The following is a 16,003-nucleotide window of genomic DNA, read 5'->3' as shown; positions in this document are numbered from 1 at the left end:
GGTGCAATGCCCGAAGTCATTTTCCCCGGTCCCGAAGGCCGTCTCGAAGGCCGCTTCCAGCCGGGTCCCCGTCCCCGCGCGCCCGTCGCGATGATCCTCCACCCCCATCCGCAGGCGGGGGGGACGATGAACAACGCGATCGTCCAGGCGCTCTACAAGACGTTCGTGAGGCGCGGGTTCGCGACACTACGCTTCAATTTCCGAGGCGTCGGCAAGAGCCAGGGCGTGTTCGACAACGGCATCGGGGAGCTTTCGGACGCCGCCTCTGCGCTCGACTGGGTGCAGCAGATCCATCCCGAAGCAGAGACGACCTGGGTGGCGGGCGTCAGCTTCGGCGCGTGGATCGGCATGCAACTCCTGATGCGCCGCCCGGAAGTGCGCGGCTTCATCTCGATCGCGCCGCCGGCGAACATGTACGACTTCACCTTCCTCGCCCCCTGCCCCGCCTCCGGCATCATCATCCAGGGCGAGGCGGACGAGGTGGTGACGCCGATCGCGGTGCAAAAGCTGGTCGACAAGCTCCGCACCCAGAAGCACATCACCATCCACCACGACACCATTCCGGGCGCGAATCACTTTTTCGTCAACGAGATGCCGCAGCTGATGAAGTCGGTGGACGACTATCTCGACATGCGCCTCGATCCGAGCTGTCCGATCAAGTGACGCATACGTCATCCCGGCCAAGGCCGGGATCTCGTGGAGAAAAGGCACGGCACTTCCAGTTGGGATCCCGGCCTTGGCCGGGATGACGGCTAGATCGTCCAGATCAGCACATTGCCGAGCAGTACCAGCGCCGCGACCAGCATCAGTACGCCTTTCCTCGTATCCCTGCGCTTGACGACCAGCCACAGGCCGCCGGCGCCTAGGAGGAAGGCGGCGATCATCGCGATGGAGAGGAGGATCGATCCCGGTCCGCTGGTCATGCCCGAGTCCCATGGCACGCGATCGCGGCGCGAGAAAGAGCCCCGCCTTTTACGAAAGGTTAAGCATCCGGGATTATTCCGGCTCCATGGGGCACATGGACCTTCAGCTCGGCCTCGACGAGGCCTTCGAGCGGATCGAAGAGACGATCCTTCCCAGCATCTCGATGATGCTGGATACCTTGCTCGACGCGGCGACCCTGGGCCAGCCCGGAATCGACGCCGATGTCTACGCGGCGGAGCTTCGTACTATCGGCCTGCAACTGGAAGAGTTGACCAAGCAGGTCGAGGCGATGTCGCCTGCCCATCTCGATCCGCAGGAATATCGCGCGGCCTAAGCCGCATCGGACCGCAATATCTCCGCATAAACGAGCGGGTCGACATTACCCCCTGACAGGACGATCGCCGTGCGCTCCGTGAGACGTCCCGCCTTGCCTGCCAGGGCGGCCGCGAGCGATGCGGCGCCGCCCGGCTCCACCACCAGCCGAAGATGACGCGCGGCGAAGGCCATGGCGGCGGCGATCTCGTCCTCGGTAACGGCGACGCCGCGCGCACCCGCCTCGCGAAGGACATCGAAGGTAAGCGGTGAGACGAGCTTCGTCTGCAGGGCATCGCACCGAGTCGGCGGCGCATCGTCGGGGACGGGCACGCGCTCGCCCTTTTCCAGAGATCGAGCCATATCGTCCCACCCTGCCGGCTCGACCACGACGACCTCGGCCTCCGGCAGCGCCAGCGCGATGCCCGCCGAGAGGCCGCCGCCCCCGCAATTGATCAGCACCTTGTCGGGCGCGCCGCCCATCGCCTCGATCATCTGCGCCCGAAGCTCGACACCGACGGTCCCCTGGCCCTCGATGATGTCGATATCGTCGAAGGAGGGAACGAGCGTCGCGCCGCTCTCGGCGGCGAGGCGGGCACCGATCTCCTCGCGGCTTTCCCGCGCCCGGTCATATTCGACGACCCCGGCGCCCGCCGCCTCCGTCGCCTGACGCTTCACCGCCGGGGCGTCGGACGGCATGACGATGGTCGCCGCGATTCCCATGCGCTTGGCCGCGATGGCGACGCCCTGGGCGTGATTGCCCGACGAAAACGCGACGACGCCGCGCTTGCGCTCCTCGGGGCTGAGCAGCATCAATCGGTTGGTGGCGCCGCGCAGCTTGAAGCTTCCACCCTGCTGCAGGCACTCGGCCTTGGCCCAGAGCCGCGTGCCCCCGACCTCGAAAGGCAGCAGCGGCGTCCGAGTCACTTCGCCCGCGATGCGCGCGGCGGCGGCCTCGACTCCATGCCGCGTGGGCCGTCCGATCGTCATTTCTCTCGATTCCCTTCGTCGCGCCCGTGCCACGGCCCTGCATGGAAATCGAAACGATTCCCTTAGCTTGGCCATCATTCAGGGCATGGAAAACAGGCAGGTCTTTACAGCGGAATGTCATGAACCTATATCGCGCCTCCGCAGCCCCATGGGGACTTCCAAACCGCAAGGCTGCTTTTTCGTCAACTACCCCACTGGAGGTCCCTTGAATTGCACAGCCATCATAGCGCGCTGGGGCTAGCGACCGCCCCGACCGGCATCGCCAGCGGTGCCGCGATTGCCAAGGGACGTCCGGTTCAGCCGGTTACGCTCATTCGCCCGCACGCCGCTCGGCGCGCCGCCCGATTCTTCGTCGAGAAGTTTCCGGGCACGTCGATGTATGCGGTGAAGGCGAACCCCTCTCCCGACCTGCTGAAGCTGCTGTGGGACAGCGGAGTGACGCATTACGACGTCGCGTCCATCGCCGAGGTGCGCCTGCTTGCCGAGACGCTGCCCGAGGCCACGCTCTGCTTCATGCATCCGGTGAAGGCCGAGGAGGCGATCGAGGAGGCCTATTTCGAGCATAGCGTCCGCACCTTCTCGCTCGACACGATGGACGAGCTGGAGAAGATCCTGCGCGCGACCAGGAGCGCGAGCGATCTCAACCTTTGCGTGCGGCTGCGGGTCTCCTCCGATCATTCGAAGCTCAGCCTCGCCTCCAAGTTCGGCGCGGAGCCGGGCGAGACCAAGGCTCTGCTGTTCGCGGCTCGACAGGCGGCGGACGCGCTCGGCATCTGCTTCCATGTAGGCAGCCAGGCGATGACGCCGGCGGCCTATTCGGAGGCGATGCAGCGCGTGCGCGCGGCCATCGTCGAGGCGGCCGTGACGGTCGACATCGTCGATGTCGGCGGGGGCTTTCCGTCCGTCTATCCGGGCATGGAGCCGCCGCCGCTCGAGGCCTATTTCGAGGTGATCCACAAGGCCTTCGAAAGCCTGCCGATCAGCTATTCGGCCGAGCTCTGGTGCGAGCCGGGCCGGGCGCTGTGCGCGGAATATGCGAGCGTGCTGGTACGCGTCGAGAAGCGCCGCGGCGACGAGCTCTACATCAACGACGGCGCTTACGGCGCCCTCTTCGATGCGGCGCATGTCGGCTGGCGCTTTCCGGTCAAGCTGGTGCGCGAGCAGGCTTCGGAGACGAAGGACGTGCCGTTCAGCTTCTACGGGCCGACCTGCGACGATCTCGATCATATGGCCGGCCCGTTCCACCTCCCTGCGGACGTGGCCGCCGGCGATTATATCGAGATCGGCATGCTCGGCGCCTATGGCTGCGCGATGCGGACCGGCTTCAACGGCTTCGGATCGGATATGAAGGTGGTCGTCACCGACGAGCCGATGGCGACGCTTTACGCCGGAGCGGAGGAACGCGCCGTCCCGTCGAACGTCGTTACGCTGTAACTTAACGCCCCTCCCGCTTGCGGGAGGGCCCGGGGGAGGGCATGTCCCGCCCCGACACTCCGACACCCCCTCCCGCAAGCGGGAGGGGAGTGAGTTCATGGAGACTAAAATGACCACCGAAGCCCTCATCAACGACACCCGCAAGGCGGAGCTGCTGTCGACCGAGGTCGAGCATATCGACATCAAGAGCTTCGACGCGCGCCCGATCGTCGAGGCGATGAAGAAGATGAGCTTCACCAGCCGCGACCTCGGCCGGGCGACGGAAATCTACAACCAGATGCTGTCGGACCCCGATTGCTCGATTGTGCTGGTCGTCGCCGGATCGACCTCGGCCGGCGGCTGCATGGACCTCTATGCCGACCTGGTGAAGCACAACATGGTCGATGCGATCGTCGCCACCGGCGCCACCATCGTTGATATGGATTTCTTCGAAGGCCTTGGCCACAAGCACTATCAAGCGCTTGAAATCCCTGACGACGACACTTTGCGCTCGCTCTACATCGATCGCATCTACGACACCTATATCGATGAGGAGTCGCTCCAGGAGACCGACCACACCATCGCCGCCATCGCCAACGCGCTGGAGCCGCGCCCCTATTCTTCGCGCGCCTTCATCCGCGAGATGGGCAAGTGGCTAGTCGAGAACGGCAAGAAGGAGAACAGCCTCGTCAAGCTCGCCTATGAGCATGACGTGCCGATCTTCTGCCCGGCCTTCACCGATTCCTCGGCGGGTTTCGGCCTCGTGAAGCATCAGGTCGATGCCATGAAGGCGGGCCGTCAGTATCTGACGATGGATTCGATCGCTGACTTCCGCGAATTGACGGACATCAAGATCAAGGCGGGCACCACCGGTCTCCTCATGGTCGGCGGTGGCGTTCCGAAAAATTTCGTGCAGGACACCGTTGTCTGCGCCGAAATCCTCGGCCACGAGGATGTCGAAGTGCACAAATATGCCGTCCAGATCACGGTCGCCGACGTCCGCGACGGCGCCTGCTCCTCTTCCACCCTCCAGGAGGCCGCGAGCTGGGGCAAGGTTTCGACCGCAATGGAACAGATGGTCTATGCCGAGGCGACTTCGGTGCTGCCGCTGTTGGCCTCCGACGCTTATCATCGCGGCCACTGGAAAACCCGCGCCAAGCGCGCCTTCGGCAAGATGTTCGACTGATGCTGAAATGCCTCGCCGCCGTCGCCGCCGCCCTCCTTGCGGCGCCGGCAAGCACGGCGAGCAAAAAGGCGGACCTCGTCATCCGCCACGCGACCATCGTCGATGTCGCCGGCAGGCGTACTGTGCCGGATCAAGCGGTGGCGGTGCGCGACGACGACATCGTGGCAGTGGGACCCGATGCCGCCGTTGCCCGGCGCTTTGCAGGGGTCGAGGTGGTCGATGCTGCCGGCAAATTTGTGACGCCCGGCCTCTGGGACATGCACATGCATTTCGGCGGCGGGCCGGAGCTGATCGAGGAGAACAAGAACCTCCTCCCCGTCTACGTCGCCTATGGCGTCACGTCGGTGCGCGAAGCTGCCGCCGACATCAGCGACTCCGTGCTCAAATGGCGGAACGAAGTGGCGAACGGGACGCTGCTCGGCCCCACCATCTACACGTCCGGGCCGAAGCTGGAGGGCTACGATCCGCTCTGGAAGGGCACAATGGAGGTCGGCTCCCCGGCCGAGGTCGATGTCGCGATCGACCGGCTGCAGGCGATGGAGGTCGATTTCGTCAAGATCACCGACAACAAGGTGAAGCCGGACATCTTCCTCTACGCCGTCAACGCCGCGAAGGGGCGTGGGATGAAGACCTCGGCGCACACGCCCTATGCGCTGACGATCCTCGAAGCGGCCAAAGCGGGCCTGAGTTCCGTCGAGCATATCGATTATCTGATCAAGGCCGGCTCGCCCTTGGAGGCCCAGATCGGCGCCGCTTATGCGGCGGGCGAATTGACTTATGGAGAAGCGTCGGACCGTTTCGTCGAGACGTTCGACGCGGACTATGCGCGCGGTGTTTACGAGCAGCTCGCCGCGACCGGCCTCGCCGTGACGCCGACGCTCAACATGGGTCGCATACTCGCCTATCTCGACCGCGAGGATCATTCGGACGACCCGGCGCTAGCCCTGATCGGGCCCGGCCTGCGCAAGACCTATGAATGGAGGGTCGAGCGCGCGGCCAAGGCGACGCCGGAGCAAGTCGCCGCCCGGCACCGCGAATATGAGCTGAGCGCCCGGGTCCTTCCAATGCTGCGGGATGCCGGCATCCCGATACTAGCCGGCACCGACGCCGGCTATCTCAACTCCTTCAACTATCCGGGCCAAGGCCTTCACGATGAGTTGCAACGCTATGTCGAGGCTGGACTAACGCCCGCCGAGGCACTGGCGAGCGCAACCATCAACGGCCCGGCCTTCCTCGGCTATTCCGACCGTTTCGGCGCCCTGGCCGAAGGCAAGGCGGCCGACCTTCTCATTCTCGACACCAACCCGCTGGAGGATATTTCAGCGACTCGGCGCATCGAGGCTGTCATCCTGAAGGGACAGCTGCTCGATCGAGCCGCGTTGGATCGCCTGCTTGCCGAAGCGAGAGTCCGTGCAGCGCGCTAGATCATCCGCCTCCCCGCGTGAACTGCGCCGCCAGCTCGACGTGGGTGGACCAGCGGAACTGGCCGACGGGTTTCACCCATTCGAGGCGGTAGCCACCTTCCATAAGCAGCTTCGCGTCGCGGGCGAAGGTGCTGGGATTGCAGGAAACCGAGGCCATTCGAGGCACACTGGAACGGGCGAGCAGCTGGCATTGCTCGCGGGCACCCGCGCGCGGCGGATCGAGCACGATCGCTTCGAAGCGGCTTAGCTCCTGCTCGTCGAGCGGACTGCGAAAGAGGTCGCGATGATCGACGAAGACGGGACGCTGGGCACGGTTGACGGCGCCCTTCAAGGCCAGCGCCGCATCGCGCGCGCCTTCCGCAGCGAGGACGCGGCCTTCAAGGGACAGCGCGAAGGTGCCGAGGCCGGCGAACAGGTCGGCGACGATCCGTGCCGGGCCGACGGCTTCGCGCACGGCGGCAACCAGCGCCGCTTCCCCTTCCGCCGTCGCCTGAAGGAAGGCGCCATGAGGAAGAGGCACCGTGACCCCGCCCAGCGTGACCGAGACCGGCTGCGGCTCCCACCGCGTCTGGGGGCCGTACCCATCGTCCAGGGCGAGGCGCGCCAGACCTTGGGCCTCGGCGAACCCGGCAAGCGCCTCGGTCGCCTCCAAACCTTCGACCATGACATTTTCGAGGAGGACGTCGACGCCCTGATCGGCCAGCGTCATGCGGACGCCGCCGCTTCCCCTGGGGCCTAGCAAGTCGCCCATCAGCTTGCGCAGTGGCTCGACCAACGCGAACAGTTCCGGCCGCAGGATGTGGCATTCCCGCATGTCGACGATGCGGTTGCTCTTCTCGGCATTGAAGCCAAGGAGGACCTGTCTCCCCCTGCTCTCGGCGCGAAACGACCCGCGGCGGCGGGTCATCGGAGAGGAAATGTGAGGCGGCAGGATGTGGGGCACGGCCACGCCCTGCGCCGTCAGCGCCGAAGCAATGCGGTCGATCAGAAATCCGGCATAAGCGTCGTCATCGACATGCTGGAGTTGACACCCTCCGCATTGGGGAAAATGCCGGCAAGGCGGCTCGGCGCGATGTGGACCCGGAACTGTCGTGCCATCCGGCTGCACGAGATCGCCGGGGGCCGTGAAGGGTATGTGGCGGCCGCTCTCGGTCACCCCGTCCCCGCGCGCTGCTATGCCGACGATGTTCTCCGTCACAAGCACTCCGACAGTGCAACGGGCAGATGCGTGATGAGGTCGTCCGCGATCAGCCCGATGCCCGCCAATTCACCGGCGCGTCCGTGCAGCCATACGCCAGCGCACGCCGCCTCGAACGCCCCCTGGCCCTGTGCCCGCATCGCGGTAATGATTCCGGCAAGCACATCGCCCGTGCCCGCGCTCGCGAGCCATGGCGTCGCGGGCGAAGCGATGGCGGCTCGGCCATCCGGTGCCGCCACGACCGTGTCTGGCCCCTTGAAGACAATGACGGCGCCCGAACGACGCGCCGCTTCCCGCGCCTGCTCGACCTTGCTGCCCGAAAGGGCCCCGAACAGCCGCGCGAATTCGCCGGCATGGGGCGTAAGGATCGGCGTCGCAGCCCAGCGCGGAAAAGGCTCCCCATCGGCCAATAGCGTGAGGCCGTCCCCGTCGATCACCAGCGCATGTCCGGAATCGATGGCCCGACCGAGCAACGCCTTGCCTTCTTTTCCCCTGCCGAGACCCGGGCCGACCGCGACGACGTCGACCCGTTCGTCAGCAAGAGTATCGAGGCCGGATGACTGCACGACCGCGCTTGGGGTTTCGCCCACGGGACGAGGCGCGACAAGCCTGACGTAACCGGCGCCCGCCCTCACGGCGGCGGAGGCGGCAAGCGCGATCGCCCCCGGCATCTCACCGGCGAGCAGGGCGACATAGCCGCGCGTATATTTATGGTCGTCCGCGCCGGGGAGGCGGAGCCTGGGCCTCTCGATCAGCCGAAGGTCGCTTGTCGCCTCGATCCCGATATCGGCGACGGCGATCCGACCCATGTGGCGCGCGGCCGGCTGGAGGAGATGCGAGGGCTTCCGCGCCGCGAAGGTGACGGTGAGGTCATAGCCGGGCACGGGCGAGAGGATGCCGCCGTCGTCGGTGGCGACACCGCTCGGAAGGTCGATCGCCACGCGGACAGCGGCCTCGGAGACCAGACGCGAGAGGGCGGTCGACGTGCGTTCATCCAGCGGACGCGTGAGGCCGGTGCCGAACAGCGCATCGACGAGCAACGGCGCGCCCTGCGCGCCCGTCAAGGGCTCCACACTTCCCCGCCACCGCTCCCGCGCACCCTTGGCAGCGCCGCTCCGAGGTTCGGCAAGCGCGGCGATACGGACCGCCACGCCTCTTCCCGCCAGCTCCCTGGCGATCACATATCCGTCGCCGCCATTGTTTCCGGGACCGCACAGGACAAGCGTCGGGAGGGGGCCCGCGAAACGCCAGATCGCCTCGGCCGCCGCCGTCCCGGCGCGATCCATCAGCGTTTCCACCGCCGTGCCGCCGTCGATCGCGCGCTGCTCCGCCGCGCGCATCGCCTCGGCGGTGAGGATGAAGCTCATGGCTCCTGCCGACTGGCCTTCACCGTCGCGGGAAGTCGATACCGATCGCCGTCCACAGCCACTTCGATCCGGTCATCGGCGATCACGGATACGACGGCGGCGACCGCGCCATCTGCGGCAATCACACCGCGTCCGTCGCTGGTGAGGAGGAATCTCCGAAAGCCGCCGCTCGGGTGGCGGATGGTGAGGATCGGCCCCTCGTCCCCGGTCAATCGTTCGACGGTGCAGACCTGCTCGAAGCCGGTTTCGCCCTCGACGGCGCAGGGAATGCGGTCAGCCGCTTCGCCCGCCGCGTCCAGTGCCTCGTCGGCAGTGCTGCCCGGATCGCCGCAGGCGGCGAGCCCCAGCAGGGCGGCGGCGGAAAACAGCGTCCTCATTCGCAGTTGTTTGAGCCATGTGCACGGCCCAGGCAAGGGCACGGCTCGCTCATTTCCCGCGGGCACGATGGGCGGCCAGCCGGTCGGAGAGGACGTCGGACCCCAGCAAGGACTCGAAGGCCCTGTCCTGCCGGTCGTCCTGACGGATATCCAGCGACGCCAGCCCCACGCCGCGCTTCAGCACGCGGAGGCTTTGCGGATCGTTGGCGATGACAGCCGAGGCGAGATCCCGCATCGCATCCTCGACATCGCCCGACGCGGCCACTTCGACCAGCCCGATCCGTGCCGCTTCCTCGGCATCGATGCTCTGGGCGCCGAACAGAAGCCGTGCCGCCTGGCCGACTCCGACGAGCGAAACAAGCCGGTGCACATCCTCCTGCGGATAGGCGATGCCGAGCTTGGCCGGCGTGATGGCGAACCGCGCGCCGGGGCCGGCCACGCGCCAATCGCAGGCCATGGCGAGCGCGACCCCGGCGCCGAAGCACGCACCCTCGACCAGCGCGATCGTGGGGATCGGCAAATCCCGAAGCGTATCGAGACCGTGGCGCATCGCCTTGCGGAAGGCGGTGCGCGCCTCGGGGTCGGCCTGGAAAGCATCGAAATCCGAAATATCGGCGCCGGCGCAGAAGGCGCCGTCCTGGACGCCGCTGACGATCAGGATGCGGGCGTCGGCGCGCACCGCCTCGTCCGCCGCCGACGCAAGATCCTGCCAACCGGCAACGGGAATCGCGTTGAGCGCCTTCGGGCGGTCCAGGACGAGGCGCGCGATGGCGGCCGTGACGGAGAGGTCGAACATGATCCGCTGCTTGCCGCTCTCCGGGGGCTTTGTCATCCGGGCGAATGAAAAATGGCCGGGCCCACATAGGTGGCCCGGCCACTACAGGGGAGCATGGCGCTTGCCCCCGAAGGGACAAGGGCCATGCGCGGATGTCGGCCGGTTGGAGCCAAGCCTCGACCCGTCCGAAGGTTCCATCAGCAAGGGCCGTGCCACGACGGGAAGGCGCCCCCGACGATGGTTAAGCATGGTGAAAAGTTGTGCCTAAATGGGAATAGCGGGTCATCTGAGACGCGAGGCAATTTGCCACCAGCCGGGATGATCGGCCGCGATCGCGCATCGGGCGGCATCCCGATCCGCATCGGATCCGAACAGCGCGAAGCAGGTTGCGCCCGATCCCGACATGCGCGCCATCTCCGCACCCGGCTGGGCGCGGAGGCGGTCCAGGATTTCGGTGATTTCCGGAACCATCGCGCTCGCGACCGGCTCCAGATCGTTGCGGCCGTCTATCCAGTCCGCGCGCAGGGGCCCGCGGTCGATACCGTCCCATCCCTGAAAAACCCGAGCCGTCGAAAGAGCCTTGCGCGGATTGACCAGGAGGACCGGCGTCCCGGTCAATCCGGTTGCCGCGACCGGCTCCACGCGGTCTCCTCGCCCTTCTCCCCGCGCGGTGACGGAGCGAATGCAGGCCGGGACATCGGCTCCCAGCGACTTGGCAAGACCGACGAGTCGATCGGGACCCAAGCCAAGGTTCCAGAATCGGTCGAGCAACCGCATCGCGGCGGCCGCGTCGGCCGAACCGCCACCCAGGCCCGCCGCAACCGGGAGCCGCTTGGTGAGGCGGATGGACGCGCCGCGCCCGGCGGCCGGCAGAAGCCGCGCCGCGCGGAGCACGATGTTGTCGGCTTCCTCGACGAGATCGGCCGCCATCGGCCCGTCCATCCGCAGATCGACCATAGCGGAAGGTAGGGCTTCGAGCTCGTCTCCCTCCTCGCAGAAGGCGAACAGCGTCTCGATATTGTGGTATCCGTCGGGTTCCCGTGAGCGGATGTGCAGCGCCAGGTTGATTTTGGCGTAGGCGGTTTCCCGCATCAGGGAGAGGCGAGCTTCGGTGTCAGGCCGGCGTCGATCTTGGCGCGGAGACGCTCGGCATCCTCTTCCTCGGCGTAGATCAGGGCCGCCTCCCAGGCATAACGCGCCTCATAATGGCGCCCGGCGCTGTAATAGGCATCGCCGAGATGCTCGTTGATCGCCGGGTCGGCGGGCTGTCCCTTCACGGCCTTTTCGAGCAGCGGGATCGCCTGGGCAACATTGCCGCGCAGATAATGGGCCCAGCCGAGGGAATCGGTGATCTCCGGACTGTCGGGCTGCAGGCGGCTCGCCTCGGCGATGAGTCGCATCGCCTCCTCGACATTCTCACGCCTTTCGAGCTGTGCGTAGCCCAGATAGTTGAGCACGATCGGCTGCTGCGGCGCGAGCCGATAGGCGGCTTCGAGCGCGGCCTTGGCTTCGGGCCAGTTCCCGGCCTGATCGAACGCGCCGCCACGGAGCAGCCACAGCGCCCATTGACCGTCCTTCGTGCCCTGCGCCTCGGCCACGGCGACCGCCCGGCCGTAAGCGCCGGCGGCATCCTGCGGGCGCTCCAGCTCCCCATAAAGGTCGCCAAGCCGGGTCCAGTCGCCAACGCTGGGCGGCCCCGTCTCGACCGCTTTCCGGGCTTCCGCAAGCGCCGCTTCATTGTCGCCAGTCGCGGCGAGGAGCCTGATCCGGCCGTCGGCGGCATTGCCGGCGAAGGGGTCCGCCGGCGCGACATGGGTGAGCACCTCCAGCGCCTCCTGCCGCTGCTCGCGGGCGGCGAGCAATTCGCTGGTGACCAGCCAGGTTTCGCTATTCTCGGGCGCGAGGAAAGTGGACAGACGCGCGTAGGTGAGCGCGAGCGGCGTCACATTCTGGCGATGAAGATCGATCGCAATGCGAACGAGGAATTCGGCGACGCCGGCCTTGGCGCCGTCGATGGCGCCCGGAATCGCCTTTCCGGCTTCGAGCAGGCGCCGAGCGGCGGCGATGGGCGCTTCATCGCCCTCAAGAAGGGCCGCCGCGGCCTTGTCGTCGCCCTGCTTGTGGAGCGTCGCCGCCGCGGCGATCCGCAGCCGGCTCGCGCGGCCGCCTTCGTCATCGACGACCTTGAGCAGCTCGGCGGCGCCTTCCTTCCGACCCTGCGCCAGGAGGATCAGCGGGCGATGCTCGGCCACATAGGCGGCGGCAACCGGATCGTTCCCAGCGGCTGTCATGATGGCGAGCGGATCGCCCTTGCCGGTCTCCAGGGCGACCCAGGCCCGCATCACCGGCGCCATGAAGGCGAAAATCTCGTCCTTGGCGATGCCGTCGATATAGCGATCGGCGGCGGACCAGTCCTCGGTCCGAAGCGCCTCGGTCAGGAGCAGCAGCCGGATGTCGAGAGCGAGCAGGTCGGCCTTCTCGAGTATCCGGGCGGAGCGCACGGCCAGTTCGCGGTCCCCCGCCTCGACCGCCTGCGCGAGCGCGCGAGCGGCGAGCATCTCATTCTGAGGAGCGAGCGCGAGGGCCGTCGCATAACCTTGCGATGCCCGGTCCACGGCGCCAATGCTGTCGGCCGCCCGGGCCTGGACGTACGCGCTCAGCAGCGCATGTTCCTCGCGGTTGGCCTCCGCCGCGGTCAGGGGCAGGATCAGCGCGCCGGCGACGGTGCCATAAAGTCCGAGCTTACATATTGGGATAATTGGGTCCTCCTCCGCCTTCCGGAACAACCCAGTTGATGTTCTGGGTCGGGTCCTTGATATCGCACGTCTTGCAGTGGACGCAATTCTGGGCGTTGATTTGCAGCCGCGGATTGCTCTCTTCCTCGCCCACGATCTCGTAAACGCCGGCCGGGCAGTAACGCTGTTCGGGCGCGTCATAGTCGGCGAGGTTCACGTCGATCGGTACGTTCGCATCCTTAAGTGTCAGGTGAACCGGTTGGTCCTCCTCATGGTTGGTGTTCGACAGGAACACCGAGGAGAGGAGGTCGAAGCTGATCACGCCGTCGGGCCTGGGGTAGACGATAGGTTTGGCCTGATCCTTGTGCAGCAGGCCTTCATTGTCGGGATGATGCTTCATGGTGAAGGGCAGCCCGATCTTGAGCGTCCGCATCCACATGTCCGCGCCGGCGAGGATCGTGCCGAGCGTGCCGCCATATTTGGCGACCATCGGCTCGACGTTGCGCACCATCTTCAGTTCGTCCGCGATCCAGCTCGAGCGCAGATTGTCGTCATAGGCCTTGAGCGTGTCGCCTTCCCGCTCAGAGGCGATCGCCTCGAAGGCGGCTTCGGCGGCGAGCATGCCCGATTTCATCGCGGTGTGGCTGCCCTTGATGCGGGGGACGTTGACGAAGCCGGCCGAACAGCCGATCAGCACAGCGCCGTCGAAGGCGAGCCGCGGCACGGACTGCCAGCCGCCCTCGTTGATCGCGCGCGCGCCGTAGCTGACGCGGCGGCCGTTCTCCAGGATCGCGCGGATCGACGGATGTTGCTTCCAGCGCTGAAACTCTTCGAAGGGGTTGAGGTGCGGGTTCTTGTAGCTGAGCGCGACGACGAACCCCAAGGCGACCTGGTTGCTCTCCTGATGATAGAGGAAGCCACCGCCCCAGGCGTCCGTGAGGGGCCAACCCTGGGTGTGGATGACGCGGCCCGGGGTATGTTTGGCGGGATCGATGTCCCACAACTCCTTCAAGCCGATTCCATAGACTTGCGGCTCGCTATTCTCACCAAGCTTGAAGATGCGCTTCAATTCCTTGGTGAGATGGCCGCGGGCGCCCTCGGCGAAGAAGGTGTATTTGCCGTGCAGCTCCATGCCGGGCTGGTAATCGGGCTTGTGGGTGCCATCGCGGGCGACGCCCATGTCGCCGGTGGCGACGCCCTTCACCGCGCCATTGTCGTGGAACAGTATCTCGGCCGCCGCGAAGCCGGGGAAGATCTCGACTCCCAGCGCCTCCGCCAGCCCGGCCAGCCAGCGGCAGACATTGCCGAGTGATGCCGTATAGGTGCCCTTGTTGTTCATGAAGGGCGGCATCATCCAGTGCGGCATGCCGTATTTGGATTTTTCGCCGAGGACCCAGTGATGGTTCTCTGTAACGGGCACGGTGAGCGGGCTGTCCAGGTCCTTCCAGTTGGGCAGCAGCTCGTCGAGCGCGCGCGGATCGATAACCGCCCCGGAGAGGATGTGCGCGCCGACTTCGGAGCCCTTTTCGAGGATGCAGACGGAAAGTTCCCGTCCTTCTTTCTCCGCGAGTTGCTTCAGGCGGATGGCGGCGGCGAGGCCGGCGGGGCCGGCGCCGACGATCACCACATCATAGCCCATGGACTCGCGTTCGCTCATTCGCCTCTCCGTTCCGGGGCCGTTCCTCGTCCCAAACGGCCATCTCGCAGATAAGGCGCTATTTTCCCGTTGACCACCCCGCAATAGCGTGACTCTATGGGTTGCTGTGGAGCGGGGAGATAAACCCTATTCCCCTGCGGCCGCGGCGAGCGCGTTGCAGTGGTGGGCCGATGCGGGCGTCGACGTACTCGTCGATGAGGCACCGCGCGATTGGCTGCGTCCGCCGGCGAGGATGCCCGACGCCGTTTCCGCGGACCCCGAAGCCGCTCCCAAGACGCGCGAAGAAACCCTTCCCGACCGGCTCGACCTGTTCCAGGCCTGGTTGAAGGACAGCGACACGCTTGCTTTCGCCGCCCCCGCTGCGCCGCGCCTATGCCCGTCCGGCGATCCGGCGGCGGGCCTGATGGTCATGACCGACATGCCGGCGGCGGATGATTGCCGCTCCGGCGCGTTGCTGGCGGGCGAGGCGGGCCAGTTGTTCGACCGGATGATGGCGGCGATCGAGCGGGACAGGAACTCGCTCTACCTCGCCGCCCTATCCTGCTTTCGTTCCCCCGATGGCCGCTTCACCAGCCAGGCAGCGGTCCAATGCGCCGATCTCGCCCGCCACCATGTGGGGCTCGTACAGCCGCGGGCTTTGCTGCTGTTCGGCGATGCCTGCTCGAAGGCGCTACTCGGCCTCCCCATGGCGCAAGCGCGCGGCCGTTGGCACGAGATCGCCACCCATGCCGGTCCGATTAGGACTTTGGTAACCATTCCTCCCTCTTATTTGCTCGACCAGCCATCGGCGAAGGCGTTGGCCTGGGCCGATTTGCAGATGCTCGCTCAAGGACTGAAGCCATGAAGCCGCTCCGCACTTTGCTGCTCGCCGCCGCGGTCGCCCTTCCCGCCGCGCCATCCGTCGCGTTCGACGCAAGCGCCAGTTCCAGCAGCGATCTGCGCCGCGACGGTCCGTCGGTGCTGAGCGCATCCGAGCGGACCAATTATCGCGAGGTCTTCGCCACCATCGACAGGCGCGATTGGGCCGGCGCCGCGGCGCGTCTCGCCGGGATGCGTGATGGGCCGCTTCACGCCGCCGCCACCGCCGAGATGTATCTCGCCAAGGGGTCGCCAGTGGTATCCCTGGAGCAGGCGATGACGCTACTGAGGCAGGCGCCGTACCTCCCGCATGCGGCGCAACTCGGACGGCTCGCGGAAAGGCGGGGCGCGGAGAGACTGCCCGATCTGCCGCACATACAGAATCTCGTCTGGGCCGGCAGCCAGCCGCGCCGCGCCCGCGCCGAGAGCGTCGCCAACGATCCGGCGGCCCGCGAGCTCGACGCGCTCGTCCAGCCACTGATCGTCGACGATCAGCCGCGCGCAGCCGAGGCGTTGCTCAACGCGCGCGCCTACAGCCTCGGCCCCGAGGCGCGGACCGAATTCCAGCAGCGCATCGCCTGGTCCTACTACCTGACCGAGGACGACCGGTCGGCCCGCCGTCTCGCCGACGCAGCGCGGAGCGGCAGCGGCGAATGGGCGCTGCACGCGGCCTGGGTGTCGGGCCTCGCCTCGTGGCGCATGGATGACTGCGATGCCGCCGCCGACGCCTTCGCTTCGGTCGCGGCACGATCGAGCGATTCCGAACTGTCGGCGGCCGGCCATTATT

15 protein-coding genes and 1 pseudogene are annotated in these 16,003 nt (G+C 66.7%); 7 read left to right on the top strand and 9 right to left on the bottom strand.

Going from position 1 to position 16,003, the window contains the following annotated elements; translation table 11 throughout:
- Nucleotides 1–6 precede the first annotated feature (6 nt).
- On the top strand, nt 7–663 hold the full coding sequence (locus VIR62_RS13770; RefSeq protein WP_431872167.1) for an alpha/beta hydrolase: 657 nt from the start codon (nt 7–9) through the stop codon (nt 661–663).
- An 89-nt stretch (nt 664–752) separates the two neighbouring features.
- On the opposite strand, the gene VIR62_RS13765 is transcribed toward VIR62_RS13770, so the two are convergent.
- Nucleotides 753–923 (bottom strand): hypothetical protein, encoded by a 171-nt coding sequence (locus VIR62_RS13765; RefSeq protein ID WP_431872165.1) that lies wholly within the window; start codon nt 921–923, stop codon nt 753–755.
- A gap of 11 nt (nt 924–934) precedes the next feature.
- Between VIR62_RS13765 and VIR62_RS13760 the strand changes: the two genes are divergently transcribed.
- Nucleotides 935–1,258 carry a hypothetical protein gene (locus VIR62_RS13760; protein WP_431872163.1) on the top strand — a complete coding sequence of 108 codons (324 nt, stop codon included), beginning with the start codon at nt 935–937 and terminating at the stop codon, nt 1,256–1,258.
- Here VIR62_RS13760 and VIR62_RS13755 read toward each other — a convergent pair.
- On the bottom strand, nt 1,255–2,226 hold the full coding sequence (locus VIR62_RS13755; protein ID WP_431872161.1) for a threonine ammonia-lyase: 972 nt from the start codon (nt 2,224–2,226) through the stop codon (nt 1,255–1,257). The two genes, VIR62_RS13760 and VIR62_RS13755, sit on opposite strands and share 4 nt — an antisense overlap.
- Before the next feature lie 210 nt (nt 2,227–2,436).
- On the opposite strand from VIR62_RS13755, the gene VIR62_RS13750 reads away from it, so the two are divergent.
- The 3 genes from VIR62_RS13750 to VIR62_RS13740 all read left to right on the top strand — a co-directional run bounded on the left by VIR62_RS13750 (nt 2,437) and on the right by VIR62_RS13740 (nt 6,249).
- Nucleotides 2,437–3,660 (top strand): type III PLP-dependent enzyme, encoded by a 1,224-nt coding sequence (locus tag VIR62_RS13750; protein ID WP_431872159.1) that lies wholly within the window; start codon nt 2,437–2,439, stop codon nt 3,658–3,660.
- A gap of 109 nt (nt 3,661–3,769) precedes the next feature.
- Nucleotides 3,770–4,825: a 1,9-bis(guanidino)-5-aza-nonane synthase gene (locus tag VIR62_RS13745; RefSeq protein ID WP_431872158.1), complete on the top strand. Its 1,056-nt coding sequence runs from the start codon at nt 3,770–3,772 to the stop codon at nt 4,823–4,825.
- Nucleotides 4,825–6,249 carry an amidohydrolase family protein gene (locus VIR62_RS13740; RefSeq protein ID WP_431872155.1) on the top strand — a complete coding sequence of 475 codons (1,425 nt, stop codon included), beginning with the start codon at nt 4,825–4,827 and terminating at the stop codon, nt 6,247–6,249. The genes VIR62_RS13745 and VIR62_RS13740 overlap by 1 nt, the downstream gene beginning before the upstream one ends.
- A gap of 1 nt (nt 6,250) precedes the next feature.
- On the opposite strand, the gene VIR62_RS13735 is transcribed toward VIR62_RS13740, so the two are convergent.
- The 7 genes from VIR62_RS13735 to VIR62_RS13705 form a co-directional block, all read right to left on the bottom strand.
- Complete coding sequence (locus tag VIR62_RS13735) at nt 6,251–7,447, bottom strand: class I SAM-dependent RNA methyltransferase (RefSeq protein WP_431872153.1); 1,197 nt, start codon at nt 7,445–7,447, stop codon at nt 6,251–6,253.
- Nucleotides 7,444–8,814 carry an NAD(P)H-hydrate dehydratase gene (locus VIR62_RS13730; protein ID WP_431872152.1) on the bottom strand — a complete coding sequence of 457 codons (1,371 nt, stop codon included), beginning with the start codon at nt 8,812–8,814 and terminating at the stop codon, nt 7,444–7,446. The genes VIR62_RS13735 and VIR62_RS13730 overlap by 4 nt, the downstream gene beginning before the upstream one ends.
- Nucleotides 8,811–9,191, bottom strand: coding sequence for a hypothetical protein (locus VIR62_RS13725; RefSeq protein WP_431872150.1), 381 nt, complete (start codon nt 9,189–9,191; stop codon nt 8,811–8,813). Before VIR62_RS13725 ends, VIR62_RS13730 begins: the two co-directional genes overlap by 4 nt.
- 49 nt (nt 9,192–9,240) lie before the next feature.
- Nucleotides 9,241–10,023, bottom strand: coding sequence for an enoyl-CoA hydratase/isomerase family protein (locus tag VIR62_RS13720; RefSeq protein ID WP_431872148.1), 783 nt, complete (start codon nt 10,021–10,023; stop codon nt 9,241–9,243).
- A 225-nt stretch (nt 10,024–10,248) separates the two neighbouring features.
- Complete coding sequence (locus VIR62_RS13715) at nt 10,249–11,058, bottom strand: 4-(cytidine 5'-diphospho)-2-C-methyl-D-erythritol kinase (protein ID WP_431872146.1); 810 nt, start codon at nt 11,056–11,058, stop codon at nt 10,249–10,251.
- Nucleotides 11,058–12,752 carry a tetratricopeptide repeat protein gene (locus VIR62_RS13710; RefSeq protein ID WP_431872144.1) on the bottom strand — a complete coding sequence of 565 codons (1,695 nt, stop codon included), beginning with the start codon at nt 12,750–12,752 and terminating at the stop codon, nt 11,058–11,060. The genes VIR62_RS13715 and VIR62_RS13710 overlap by 1 nt, the downstream gene beginning before the upstream one ends.
- The gene (locus VIR62_RS13705) at nt 12,709–14,358 is read right to left on the bottom strand and encodes a 4Fe-4S dicluster domain-containing protein (RefSeq protein WP_431872142.1); all 1,650 of its coding nucleotides are present in this window, start codon (nt 14,356–14,358) and stop codon (nt 12,709–12,711) included. The genes VIR62_RS13710 and VIR62_RS13705 overlap by 44 nt, the downstream gene beginning before the upstream one ends.
- 154 nt (nt 14,359–14,512) lie before the next feature.
- On the opposite strand from VIR62_RS13705, the gene VIR62_RS13700 reads away from it, so the two are divergent.
- Together VIR62_RS13700 and VIR62_RS13695 are read left to right on the top strand one after the other, a co-directional pair.
- Nucleotides 14,513–15,202 carry a uracil-DNA glycosylase gene (locus VIR62_RS13700; protein WP_431872140.1) on the top strand — a complete coding sequence of 230 codons (690 nt, stop codon included), beginning with the start codon at nt 14,513–14,515 and terminating at the stop codon, nt 15,200–15,202.
- Nucleotides 15,199–16,003 (top strand): annotated as a pseudogene (locus VIR62_RS13695) (lytic transglycosylase domain-containing protein); the annotation flags it as partial. The gene VIR62_RS13700 and the pseudogene VIR62_RS13695, both read left to right, overlap by 4 nt.

This window comes from Allosphingosinicella sp. (assembly GCF_036570505.1).
Classification (GTDB): Bacteria; Pseudomonadota; Alphaproteobacteria; order Sphingomonadales; family Sphingomonadaceae; genus Allosphingosinicella.
The sequence above is the reverse complement of the archived record's forward strand: the minus strand, read 5'-3'. Positions and strand labels throughout refer to the sequence as shown.